At 70.2% G+C, this 12,057-nt stretch carries 12 protein-coding genes; 3 read left to right on the top strand and 9 right to left on the bottom strand.

Annotated elements, in window-relative coordinates; translation table 11 throughout:
- The first annotated feature begins 29 nt into the window (after window positions 1-29).
- Window positions 30-239: an FmdB family zinc ribbon protein gene (locus ABD987_RS12530; RefSeq protein ID WP_345390993.1), complete on the top strand. Its 210-nt coding sequence runs from the start codon at window positions 30-32 to the stop codon at window positions 237-239.
- Here ABD987_RS12530 and ABD987_RS12535 read toward each other — a convergent pair.
- A complete protein-coding gene (locus ABD987_RS12535) occupies window positions 236-1,351 on the bottom strand; it encodes a trans-sulfuration enzyme family protein (protein ID WP_345390996.1) in 1,116 nt (371 codons plus the stop codon). The genes ABD987_RS12530 and ABD987_RS12535 overlap by 4 nt on opposite strands.
- A 58-nt stretch (window positions 1,352-1,409) precedes the next feature.
- Here ABD987_RS12535 and ABD987_RS12540 point away from each other — a divergent pair, with 58 nt between their 5' ends.
- Window positions 1,410-1,883, top strand: a complete 474-nt coding sequence (locus tag ABD987_RS12540) for an Lrp/AsnC family transcriptional regulator (RefSeq protein ID WP_345390999.1) — start codon at window positions 1,410-1,412, stop codon at window positions 1,881-1,883.
- A gap of 242 nt (window positions 1,884-2,125) precedes the next feature.
- Here ABD987_RS12540 and ABD987_RS12545 read toward each other — a convergent pair whose 3' ends face one another.
- The 8 genes from ABD987_RS12545 to ABD987_RS12580 all read right to left on the bottom strand — a co-directional run bounded on the left by ABD987_RS12545 (window position 2,126) and on the right by ABD987_RS12580 (window position 10,730).
- Window positions 2,126-3,895, bottom strand: coding sequence for a 3-hydroxyacyl-CoA dehydrogenase family protein (locus tag ABD987_RS12545; RefSeq protein ID WP_345391002.1), 1,770 nt, complete (start codon window positions 3,893-3,895; stop codon window positions 2,126-2,128).
- Window positions 3,896-4,131: 236 nt separating this feature from the next.
- Window positions 4,132-4,803: a dihydroxyacetone kinase phosphoryl donor subunit DhaM gene (gene dhaM / locus ABD987_RS12550; RefSeq protein ID WP_345391005.1), complete on the bottom strand. Its 672-nt coding sequence runs from the start codon at window positions 4,801-4,803 to the stop codon at window positions 4,132-4,134.
- Window positions 4,800-5,420 carry a dihydroxyacetone kinase subunit DhaL gene (gene dhaL / locus ABD987_RS12555; RefSeq protein ID WP_345391008.1) on the bottom strand — a complete coding sequence of 207 codons (621 nt, stop codon included), beginning with the start codon at window positions 5,418-5,420 and terminating at the stop codon, window positions 4,800-4,802. The genes dhaM and dhaL overlap by 4 nt, the downstream gene beginning before the upstream one ends.
- Before the next feature lies 1 nt (window position 5,421).
- Window positions 5,422-6,423 (bottom strand): dihydroxyacetone kinase subunit DhaK, encoded by a 1,002-nt coding sequence (gene dhaK, locus ABD987_RS12560; RefSeq protein WP_345391011.1) that lies wholly within the window; start codon window positions 6,421-6,423, stop codon window positions 5,422-5,424.
- 69 nt (window positions 6,424-6,492) lie between these two features.
- Window positions 6,493-7,491, bottom strand: a complete 999-nt coding sequence (locus ABD987_RS12565) for a hypothetical protein (RefSeq protein WP_345391014.1) — start codon at window positions 7,489-7,491, stop codon at window positions 6,493-6,495.
- A gap of 47 nt (window positions 7,492-7,538) precedes the next feature.
- Entirely contained in the window at window positions 7,539-7,811 is a 273-nt protein-coding gene (locus tag ABD987_RS12570; RefSeq protein WP_345391017.1) for a hypothetical protein, read from the bottom strand.
- Between the two features lie 12 nt (window positions 7,812-7,823).
- Complete coding sequence (locus tag ABD987_RS12575) at window positions 7,824-9,530, bottom strand: sodium:solute symporter family protein (RefSeq protein ID WP_378213950.1); 1,707 nt, start codon at window positions 9,528-9,530, stop codon at window positions 7,824-7,826.
- Between the two features lie 423 nt (window positions 9,531-9,953).
- Window positions 9,954-10,730, bottom strand: a complete 777-nt coding sequence (locus ABD987_RS12580) for a hypothetical protein (protein ID WP_345391023.1) — start codon at window positions 10,728-10,730, stop codon at window positions 9,954-9,956.
- A gap of 442 nt (window positions 10,731-11,172) precedes the next feature.
- On the opposite strand from ABD987_RS12580, the gene ABD987_RS12585 reads away from it, so the two are divergent.
- Window positions 11,173-12,018, top strand: a complete 846-nt coding sequence (locus ABD987_RS12585; protein ID WP_345391026.1) for an SDR family oxidoreductase — start codon at window positions 11,173-11,175, stop codon at window positions 12,016-12,018.
- Window positions 12,019-12,057 lie beyond the last annotated feature (39 nt).

A 12,057-nucleotide genomic window follows, 5' to 3' on the forward strand; every position in this document is an offset into this window, starting at 1 on the left:
CAGCCCTGGGACCGACGATAATTCTTCGCATGCCGACCTACGCCTACCGCTGCCGGGAATGCACCGGAACGTTCGAACTGCTGCGGCCGATGAGCGAGTCGAGTGCGCCCGCGGTGTGCCCGGACGGGCACACCGACACCGTCAAGCTGCTGACCACCGTCGCGCTGACCGGTGCGGCGGGCGGGCCCGCCGCACCGGCGCCCTCCGGCGGATGCTGTGGTGGCGGCTGCTGCGGCTAGCAGGCCTTCAGCGCCTGGTCGAGGTCGTACCAGAGGTCCTCGACGTCCTCCAGGCCGACCGACATCCGGATCAGCCGGTCGGTGACCCCGGCGCCGTGCCGGTCCGCCGCGTCGACGATGCGGTGGCTGATCGACGCCGGGTGCTGGATCAGCGTGTCGACGCTGCCCAGGCTGACCGCCGGGGTGACGAGCCGGACCGCGCCGATCAGCGCGTGCGGATCGCCGTCGACCTCGAACGCCACCAGCGGCCCGCCCAGCCTCGGATAGTGCACGGCCTGGACCGCAGGGTGCGCGGCCAGGCGCTCGGCGAGCACGGACGCGGTCGCGGCGGCGGCGCCGACCCGCAGCGGGAGCGTGGAAAGCCCGCGCAGCAACAGGTATCCGGCGAGTGGGTGGAGGACACCGCCGGTCGCGAACCGGATCTGCCTCAGCCTGCCCGCCTCCTCGGCGTCGCAGGCGACGACCCCGCCCATGACGTCGCCGTGCCCGCCGAGGAACTTCGTCGCGCTGTGCAACACGATCCGCGCCCCGTGCCGCACCGGCCGTTGGAGCACCGGGGTCGCGAAGGTGTTGTCGACCAGCAACGGCACGTCGCCACAGGTTTCGGCGAGCGCGGCGATGTCGACTTCGCGCAGCGTCGGGTTCGCGGGCGTTTCGACGAACACCAGCCCGGTGTCGGGGCGCAGCGCGGCGGCGAGATCTTCCGGCGTGGTCCAGGTGACCTCGGTGCCGAGCAGCCCGGAACCGAGCAGATGATCGGAGCAGCCGTAGACCGGACGCACCGCGACGACATGCCGTTTTCCTTGCGCCACCGAGGAAAGCAGGCAGGCCGACACCGCGGCCATTCCGCTGGCGAACGCGACCGCCTCCGCGCAGCCCTCCAGTTCGGCAAGCGCTTTCTCGAACCGTTCGACCGTCGGGTTCCCGATCCGGCCGTACACCGGCATCCCGGGCGCGACCGCACCGGCCGCGAACTCGTCGATCCGGCGGGCCTCGTCGGCGCTGTCGCGGGAGGGATAGGTCGTGGACAGGTCGAGCGGAACGGCGTGCACGCCCAGGTCGGTGAGGTCCTCACGGCCGGCGTGCACGGCTCGCGTGCGCAGTGCGGTCATGGCGTCATGGTCGGTCTCTGCACGACCCATGAGCAATATTCTCGGATATCATTCGGCGATGGCCGATTCCGTCGAACTCAGCCCGGTTGATCTTGAGATTCTGCGGCTGTTGCAGAACGACGCCCGGATGTCCAACAAGGATCTGGCGGCCGCGGTCGGCGTCGCGCCGTCGACCTGTCTCGACCGCGTGGCGCGGCTGCGCGAGACCGGCGTGATCACCGGACAGCACGCGCAGGTCGACGCGGCGAAGCTCGGCCGCCCGCTGGAAGCGTTCCTCTTCGTCCAGGTCCGCCCGCACCGCCGCCCGCTGGTGGACCGGTTCATCGGGCACCTGCTCGCCCAGCCCGAGGTCCGCGCCGTCTACCACCTGACCGGCCCGGACGACTTCCTCGCGCACGTCGCGACCGGTTCGGCCGCCGAACTGCAACGCCTGGTGCTGGACGAGCTGACCGCGCGCGACGAGGTCGCCAGGGTGCACACCAACCTCGTCTTCCAGCACTGGTCCGGCGGCCCGCTCCTGCCACCGGCGTAGCCCCCGGCGCCTTGCCGAGTCGCGAACGCTCCGTTGGGGACGTTGAACGTCCCCAACGGAGCGTTCGCGACGTCAATCCAGCACCGCGAAATCCCTGGGAACGCCTCGCCGTGAGCACGGAAAGTTATCTCGCGATCAAGAGAAAACGATAGCAAAGGTCCCTTGCTACCACTACGAGTGGCGGGTGGGGCGAGTGTGACAGGTGGGACGGGCAGGCAAGCGATGCTGGTTACCGTGCGTACTCAGTAGTCCTTGAAGCCCTTACCGGTTTTCCGGCCGAGGCGGCCGGCGGTGACCAGGTGCTCCAGCAGGGGCGCCGGGGCGAAACCCTCTTCGCGGAACTCGTTGAACAGCGTCCGCTGGATCGCCAGCGAGACGTCCAGACCGACGACGTCGAGCAGTTCGAACGGGCCCATCGGCAGGCCGCAGCCGACCTTCATGGCGGTGTCGATGTCGTCCGCCTCCGCGTAGTGGGCTTCGAGCATTTTCACCGCGTCGTTGAGGTACGGGAACAGGAGCGCGTTCACGATGAAACCCGCCCGGTCCCCGCAGTGCACCGCGTGCTTGCCGACGGCGGTACACACCGCGTCCGCGGTCGCGAGCACGTCGGGGGCGGTGGCGATGGTCGAGACGACCTCGACGAGCTTCATCACCGGCGCGGGGTTGAAGAAGTGCAGTCCGACCACGTCGGCGGGCCGGGAGGTCGCGGCGGCGCATTCGATCACCGGAAGCGACGAGGTGGTGGTCGCCAGGATCGCGCCCGGCCGCACGACCTCGTCGAGCGCGGCGAAGACCGCCTGCTTGACCTCCAGTTCCTCGGCGACGGCCTCGATCACCAGGTCCACGTCGGCGAGCCGGTCGAACTCGGTCACCGGGGTGATCCTCGCCAGCGCGGCCGCACCGTCCGATTCGGACAGTTTGCCCTTGGCGACGGCCCTGTCGAGCGACTTCTTCACCCGCGCCACCGAGGCGTCGGCCTTCTCCTGACTCCTGGCCCGCAGCACGACCTCGAAGCCGCGCTTGGCGAACACCTCGGCGATCCCGGTCGCCATCGTGCCCGTGCCCACCACGCCGACCCGGCGCACCTCACGCGGCGCGGAGTCCACAGTGGACGATCCGGCCGCGCCGTCGGCGACCACGGTCGGCGAGTCCGGCGCGTCGTAGGTGTAGAACCCGCGGCCGGTCTTGCGGCCGAGCAGCCCGGCGGTGATCATCTGCTTCAGCAACGGCGCGGGCGCGTGCAACCGGTTGCGCGACTGGTGGTACATCGTGTCGAGGATTTCGTAGGCCGTGTCGAGGCCGATCAGGTCCAGCAACGCCAGCGGGCCCATCGGGTATCCGCAGCCGAAGCGCATCGCCGCGTCGAGATCCTCACGCGTGGCGTAGCGCTGCTCGTACATCCGCACCGCGTGGTTGAGGTACCCGAACAGCAGCGCGTTCGCGATGAACCCGGCCCGGTCCCCCATCACCACCGGCACCTTGCCCAGCCGTTCGGCGAAGGCCACGACGTCGGCGATCACCTCGGGCTCGGTGACCACCGTCCGCACGACCTCCACCAGCTTCAGCACCGGCGCCGGGTTGAAGAAGTGCATCCCGACGACCTTGCCAGGACGCGCGGTGTGCACGCCGATCTCGGTGATCGACAGCGACGACGTGTTCGACGCGAACACCACGTCGGGGCGAGTGATCTTGTCCAGCTGGGCGAAGACGTCGGCCTTCGCGGCCAGGCTCTCCGGGATCGCCTCGACCACCAGGTCCACATCGGACAGGTCGGACAACGACGTGGTGACGCGGACGCGGCCGAGCAGCGCGTCCCGCCCGGCCTCGTCGAGCTTGCCCCCGGACAACGCCCGCTCGGTCGAGTGCGCCAGATGCGCGCGGCCGCGGGCCGCCGCCGCGTCGTCGAGTTCGACCGCGATCACGTCCAGCCCGCTGCGGGCCAGCACCTCGGCTATGCCGGCGCCCATCGTGCCCAAGCCGACCACACCGACCGTCGAGATGTTCCGCGCCATCGAGGCCTCCGGAGGTTACTCGCTAGTAGTTTCCCCGGATACTGCCATGTCCCGGCCATCGAGACAGGGTCTGTCACCCTCCGAATCGAGTCAGATGAATCCGGTACACGTCCGCGAACAGCCGACACGCGCACCGGGATGGGCGACTCGCGTACCCGAACGGTCAGCTCGCGTACCCGGACGGACGACACGCGTAGCTGGAGGGTCGGCTCGCGTACCTGGACGGTCGGCTCGAGTTATTCGCCGAAGTTGCCGTCCACCAGTTCGCGGGCCTTGGCCAGTGCCTCGGCGGCCTGCGGGCCGCTGGCCCGCACCTGGATCCGGTCGCCCTGCCGCGCGCCCAGTGACATCAGCGCCAGCACGCTGTGCGCGTCGGCCTCCTGCTCGCCGAGGCGCACCGAGACCTCGGCGTCGAAACCGGCGAGGCTGCGCACCAGCACCGCGGCGGGCCTGGCGTGCAGGCCGACGTCGTTGCGCAGGGTCAGCTCGAGGATTTCGCCGCCCTCGCCGGGCGAAGTGGTCACGAGATCGTCCGGCAGGCCCGCCGCGGCGGCGGCCCCGGCGACGGCCGTGCGGTCCGCGCCGCCCTGCGCGGCGACGGCGGCGGCGACCGCGCCCTCGACCAGCGGGGCGTCCACGACGAGCGCGGCGGACGGGTCGGCGAGCGTCTCCACCGCGAGCTCCGCGGTCATCTGGGCGCTGCCGAGGTCGTAGAGCAGCACGACCCCGGCGCCCGAATCGGCGCGCTGGGTGGCCGCGACGACCTCGTCGTAGTCGGTGCCGATGCTCCCGTCCGGCAGCCCACCGGCGGGAATGATCGTGACGTCCGGGGCCATCTGCGCGGCCAGTTCGGCGAGTCCTTCGGCCAGCCGCGCGCTGTGGGAAACGAGCACGATTCCGACGCTCACCGGGCGGCCTCCGCGAACGCGCGCAGCAGCAACGCGGTGGAGCGCGCGCCGGGGTCCATGTGCCCCACCGCGCGCTCCCCGAGGTAGGAGGCCCTTCCCTTGCGCGGCACCAGGTCCACTGTGGACTCCGCGCCGCGGTCGGCGGCGTCCGCGGCCGCGGTCAGCACGGCGGCGAGGTCGCCACCCGCGGTGGAGGCGGCTTCGGCGGCCGGTGCCAGCGCGTCCACCATGGTCGCGTCGCCCACGACGGCCTTGCCGCGGGCCTGCACGCCTTCCAGCGCCGCCTTCAGCGCTTCGACGAGCACCGGCACGTCGACCTCGTCGCTCGCGCCGAGCTTGGCCGAGGCACGCAGGAAAGCCGTGCCGTACAACGGTCCCGCCGCGCCGCCGACCTTCGAGATCAGCGTGGTGGCCGCGAGTTTCGCGACCGCGGCCGGGGTTTCCGGCACCCCGGCGTCGAGCGCGGCCACGATCGCCTCGAATCCCCGGTTCAGGTTTTCGCCGTGGTCCGCGTCGCCGATGGCCCGGTCGAGCTCGATCAGCTCGGCGCGGTGCCCGGCCACCACCGTGGCCGCGGCCCGCAGCGCCGCGGCGAGTCCCGTCGCATCGCAGCCCATGTCAGATCCCCCACCGCAGCGCCGCGGTGCGCACCGGCGCGTCCCAGAGCTCGCGTAGCTCGTCGTCCAGTTTGAGCACTGTCAAGCTCATTCCCTGCATCTCCAGACTCGTGATGTACGGACCGACGAGCCTGCGCTCGACCACGATCCCGCGCCCGGCCAGCAGCCGTTCGGCGATGCCGTGCGCGAGGTACAGCTCGACCAGCGGCGTCCCGCCCATCGAGTTGGTGAACAGCAGGACCCGGTCCCCTTCGGCGAACGGCAGGTCGGTGACCACGGCCTCGACCATCCTGGCCACCAGCGCGTCGGCGGGCTCGGCGGGGATCCGCTCGCGCCCCGGCTCGCCGTGGATGCCGATGCCGAACTCGACCTCGTCCTCGCCGAGGTCGAAACTCGGCTCGCCCACGTGCGGCACGGTCGGCGCGGACAGCGCCACCCCGATCGAGCGCACCTGCCCGATCACCTTGCGCGCCAACGCCTCCACCGCGTCCAGGGTGTCCCCGCGCTCGGCCGCGGCGCCGAGGATCTTCTCCAGCAGCACGGTGCCGCCGACACCGCGGCGGCCCGCGGTGTAGGTCGAGTCCTTGACCGCGACGTCGTCGTCGATCACCACGCTGCGCACGTCGAGGTCTTCGGCGGCGGCGAGTTCGGCGGCGGTCTCGAAGTTGAGCACGTCGCCGGTGTAGTTCTTGACGATCAGCAGCGCGCCCGCCTCGCCCGTGGTCGCGGTGACCGCGGCCTGCACCGCGTCCGGGGTCGGCGAGGTGAACACCGGGCCGGGCACCGCGGCGTCGAGCATCCCGCGCCCGACGAACCCGCCGTGCAGCGGTTCGTGCCCGGAACCACCGCCGGAGACGATCGCCACCTTCCCCGCCACCGGCGCGTCCGCGCGGACCACCACGGCCGGATCGGGGTCGACGCGCAGGATGTCCGCGTGCGCCGCGGCGAGCCCGCGCAACGACTCCTCGACCACCTTCGCCGGATCGTTGATGATCTTCTTCAAGGCGGCCTCCGGCACGTCGATGGGTGGGGTGCCCTCTTCCTACCGCCCCCGGCGCGTCGCCGCCAGGCGTCAGGCCTTGGGCAGCTTCTGCGCGAGGTTCTTCGCCAGCCCGACCGCCTTGCCGCACGCGGCGTCCTTGCCCGAGCTGCCCCCGACGTCCGTGAACTGGACCTGCGCGACCTCGACCTGCTTGCCCTGCCACTCCCGGTGCTTCCACTGCACCCGGCAGTCCGCGCTGGTCGTCGACGCCTTCTGGTAGGCGGTGAGCCCGCCGCCGAGGTCGACCTTGACGAAGCCGTCGCCCTCGGCGGGCGCGAGATTGGGCGCCAGCGTCACGGTGGCCGTGGGGCTCAGCCCCCAGACGCAGGAGTGCAACGTGGTCGTCAGCCGGGTGGCGGATTTGACGCCCGCGGCGTCGATCGCCGAGGTGTCGAGCATCGTGCACGGGTCGGCGGTGAGCAGCGAGCCCGTGGGGGCCGAGTACTTCGCGGGCGATTCGTGCAGCTTCTTCAGCGCCCCGTCGAGCGCGGTCTGCCCGGCCCGGCACGCGTCGCCGCCGTTGTACATCACGGTGAAGGTCACCCCGAGCTTGAGCTCCCGCGAGGTGAGCGCGCTGACGTCGCAGGAACTCGTGTCCGTGCCCTTGACCACGACCAGCGGCAGGCCGCCGATCGAGCCCGCCATGTTGTTGCTCGTGGCGAACGAGACGGCGCCGCCGACCTTGACGGTGAACCGGATCTCCTTGCCGCCCGGGTCCTTCACCCCGTTCCGGCACTGGTCGAAGGCCACCGACGACGGGCTGGGCTCGTCGGTCACCGTGCCGAGCGAGGCCAGCGCCGTCTTGTCGACGAACTGGCACGGCTGGACCAGCCGCAACGCCTCCGACGCCACCGCCGGGTCCGTGATCGGACCGCTCGGTGTGGTGTCGGCGTTCGCCGCGGCCACGGTCGTACGGGGATAGTTGGACTTGCCGAGGTCCCCGCCGCCACAGGCGGTGACCACCAGCGCGAGCGCGGCGGTCACCCCGGCGACCTTGAAGAACCGGCTACTCAGGACATCAGCGGACACGCCGTGCACGGTAGCCGGACGCGCACGGTCCTGTCCGGACAACCCGGCTATTCCCCCTCGGCCGGCGCGTCCGCGGCCTCGGCGGGGACCGTGAGCGGCCGCAGCACCGCCCACAGCACGAACAGCGCGGTGACCACCAGCATGCCGATCCCGGCCCACAGGTTGATGTTCACCCCGGCCGCCTTGGCGCGGTCGGCGTCGGTGGTGAACGCGATGCCCATCACGGTGAGCACCACGCCGTAGACACCGATCAGCAACGCGATGATCAGCCGGATGTCGAAGGCGCCCGCCTTGCGCGGCCGTGCGGACTGCTCTGTCATTCCGACCTCCTCCTAGAAGATGATGTTCAGCGCGATGGTCAGGATCAGCACGATGCCGGCGAGCAGGCCCGGCTTGCGGTACCAGCCCGCGTTCTCGCCGGTGTCGTCGTGCTTGAGCGAGTCCTTCGGGGTGAGCGAGTAGACGAGGCCGACCAGCTCGCTGTCCGGCTTCGGCGTGGTCGCCAGCGAAACCCCGACGCTGACCACGATGTCGACGACGAACGCGGTACCGGCGGCCACGAAGCTGATGCCCTGGCCCGTCAGCCCCAGCACGCCCGCCTGCGACAGCGTCCACACGGTGATCGCGGAGGCGGTACCGAGCACGAGGCCGATCCAGCCCGCCGCGGGCGTCATCCGCTTCCAGAACATGCCGAGGATGAACGTGGCGAACAGCGGCGCGTTGAAGAAGGAGAACAGGTCCTGCAGGTAGTTCAGGATGTTGCCCGAGTTTGACGCGATGAACGCGGTGCCGATGGCCAGCACGGTACCGCCCGCGGTGACGCCCCGGCCGAGCTTGAGGTAGTAGCCGTCCGGACGGTCCTTCTTCACGTACGTCTGCCAGATGTCGTACGTGAACACGGTGTTGAACGAGCTCAGGTTCGCCGCCATGCCCGCCATGAACGAGGCCAGCAGACCGGCGATCGCGACGCCGAGCATGCCGTTGGGCAGCAGGTCGCGCATGAGCAGCAGGAGCGCGTTGTTGAAGGTCACGCCGCTTTCGGCCTTGCCGCCGTCGAGCAGCACCTGCTTGTCCTTGACGTACTCGGACACGGTGACCGCGGCGATCATGCCGGGGATGATCACGATGAACGGGACGAGCATCTTCGGGAACGCGCCGATGATCGGCGTGCGCCGCGCGGCGGACATGCTCTTGGACGCCATCGCGCGCTGGACCTCGACGAAGTTCGTCGTCCAGTACCCGAAGGAGAGCACGAACCCGAGACCGAAGACGAGACCGAGGATCGACAGGAAGTTGTTGCCGAAGCCGGTCAGGTTGTCACCGGGCCACGAATGCAGCTGCGCCGACCCGCCGGGGCTGCCGGTGACCTTGTCCACCAGGCCCTGCCAGCCGCCGACCTTGACCAGGCCGACGATCGTCAGCGGCAGCAGCGCGGCGACGATGACGAAGAACTGGAGCACCTCGTTGTAGATCGCCGCGGACAGCCCGCCGAGCGCGGTGTAGGAGAGCACGATGACGGCGGCGATGATGATCGACACCCAGATCGGCCAGCCCAGCAGCAGGTTCACCACGCTGGCCAGCAGGAACAGGTTCGCCCCCGCGATCAGGATCTGGGCCGCGGCGAAGCTGATGCCGTTGACCAGGTGCGCCGGTTTGCCGAAGCGGCGGCGCATGAACTCCGGGACGCTGCGCACCTTCGAGCCGTAGTAGAACGGCATCATCACGATGCCGAGGAACAGCATCGCCGGGATCGCGCCGATCCAGAAGTAGTGCACGGTCGGCAGCCCGTACTGGGCGCCGTTGGCCGACATGCCCATGACCTCGACCGCGCCGAGGTTGGCCGAGATGAACGCCAGCCCGGTCACCCACGCCGGGAGCGAGCGCCCGGAGAGGAAGAAGTCGAGACTGCTGGATACCTGTTTTCGCGCCAGATAGCCGATGCCGAGCACCAGCACGAAGTAGAACGCCAACAGGATGTAGTCGATGGGACTCGCGTCGAGCCGCAGGTTCGCATCGGCCAGCACTACACCGCCGTACACCCGGCCACCTCCGGAATTGAACATACTCGCACAGGAAACACCATCGTTCCCCGTCGGCCCCGGACAGTACTGCATGGATTCAGGCAGCGGAAGCCACAGTCCGATGACACGCCGGACAAGGGCGCTGACCTGCGGCTACAGCGGCCCGTTCGCGAGTAATCCGCCAGCCGGGTCGTAGGCGTCGAACGCGACAGGGGTGCTCGAGCCCCCCTCACGGGAGAACACGGTCATCCCGCCGCCGCCCCCGGCGCACCCACCGCACCGAGGGACGCCCCTGTCGCACCCAACGCACCAAGGGCGTCCCTCGGCACACCGGCCGACCACCCGCCCACCCCAACGACCAACACCTCCGAAACGCCGTGAAGGACCCCTTACCGGCGGGGAGCGACGGTAAGGAGCCCTTCACGGTCCTGCGGGGGAGGCTCAGCGGTCGGTCGGGATGGCGATCTCGCCCTCCTCGGCGATCAGGCGGGCGAGGACGTCGTCGGGCAGGTACGTCCGGTGCGGGTAACCCGGTCCCCAGGAGTTGAGGAGCGGCACGGCACCGAGCTGGTCGGCGCGCGCGTTACCGAGCACGGCGTGGACCTCCTCGACGGTTTTCGCCCAGCGGTAGGCCTTGATGCCCTGCTTGGCCTCCGGGACGTAGGTCTCGCGCTTGTGCCAGTCGTCGTTGGCGTAGGCGTCGTTCCAGAGCACGTGCCCGAGCTCCTTGAGCACCTGCGCCGCGGCGCGCACGGAGGTGCCGTTCTCGTCGCCGGGGTTGGTTTCCGGCCAGTCGTCGCGCTTCTTCGCCGCGTCCCACAGCCAGCGCGCGGAGTACTCGTCGCCGTTGAAGATCGACATGCAACGCGACCAGCCGAACCCGACGCAGGCGCCCTCCTGGCCCTGGTCGTAGAAGGCGTACCAGGCGTCGCTGTCCGGTGTGCCGCCCGGCTCCAGGCACACGCAGTGTCCACCGCGGACGGTGGTGAGCGACTTGGCGCCGCCCTTGGCGATGAAGAACTCCCCGGAGCTCTTGTCCTGCTCGGGATGATCGAATTCGCTGTACCAGTTGACGCCGATGACGACCGGCGTCTTCGACGGTTGTTCCCCGGCGGGCAGCGCGGTCAGCGGATACCTTTCCACGTGCTGCCAGTCGTCCGGCACGAATCGTCCGAGCCGCGGGTCGGCCGGTTCCGTACCGAGAGGTCGATAGCGCATTTTTTCCTCCTCGAAACTGAACGTGAAAACGGCCTACGCCGGCACGTCACCCACTCGGGCATCCGGAATCCGTTGGCACGCCTACACATCGGCCTTCACGAGCCAGTCATTCGCCGATTCGGACCGGCATCCGGCGGCCCCCTCGAATTCGAGTGTGACACAACTCTCGCCCGTCGCCGCCGACTCTCACCTGTTCGGCGGCAGGCCGGAACAATCCGCGATGATTCGCCACGACCAGGTCCGCCAACCGGTTATTTGTTTCCTCGCGTGGAGCACTTTCCGAGCCCATGGATACGCGAAACCCGGGCTCGATTCGGCGGCATTTTCGGGCGACCGCCCGTGCATCCGTTCGCGCGGCGGACCGTGCCCGCCGGGGCGGCGGCGGCCGGGCGCCGCACCCGGCTTCTGGCAGACTCGGAGGCACTACCTGGGGAGAACGACGATGATTCTGGTGACCGGCGCGAGCGGGAACGTGGGAACGGCGCTGCTGACGCGCCTGCGAGCGGACGGGGTGCGCACCCGTGCCGCCTATCGGGATCCGGCCAGGACCGCCGCGGCGATCCGGGCCGGACAGGACGCGGTGACCCTCGATCTGACGGTGCCGACCACCCTCGGCCCGGCGCTCGACGGGGTCCGCGCGGTGTTCCTGCTCGCCGCGACCGGCCCGGCCCAGACCACGCAGGAGCTGGCCGTGCTCGACGCGGCCCGCGCGGCGGGCGTGCGCGTGGTCAAGCTGTCGGTCTGGCGGGCCGACGAACTGCTCACCCCGATCGCACACCTGCACTGGCCCGCCGAGCGGGCACTGCGCGAATCCGGGCTGCCGTGGACGATCCTGCGGCCCAACTTCTACCTGCAGAACTTCCTGCGCCAGCCGTCCATCCGCGAGGCGGGCGTGTTCAGCCAGCCGCTGGTCACCGCGCCGATCAGCTTCGTCGACGTCGGCGACATCGCCGAGGTCGCGGCACGGGTGCTCACCACCGAAGGCCACGACGGGCGCGTCTACGACATCACCGGCCCGCGGGCACTGACCTATGACGAAGCGGCGTCGGTCTTCTCGGAGGTCCTCGGCAGGCCGGTGCGCTACGTGGGACTCCCCGACGACGAGGCCCGCGCCGCCATGCTGGGCCGCGGCATGTCCGAGTTCCAGGTCGACACGCTGATCGCGGTCGCCCGCGCCTACCGGGACGGCGGGGCGGACACGGTGACCTCCACCGTGCCCGACCTCACCGGCCACCAGGCACTCGGGTTCGCCGACTTCGTCCGGCTGCACCAGGACGTCTTCGGCTAAGCCGTCACCGCGCGGAGCCCGGTGCACACCCACCTCACG

It is taken from the genome of Amycolatopsis samaneae (genome assembly GCF_039541975.1).
Classification (GTDB): domain Bacteria; phylum Actinomycetota; class Actinomycetes; order Mycobacteriales; family Pseudonocardiaceae; genus Amycolatopsis; species Amycolatopsis samaneae.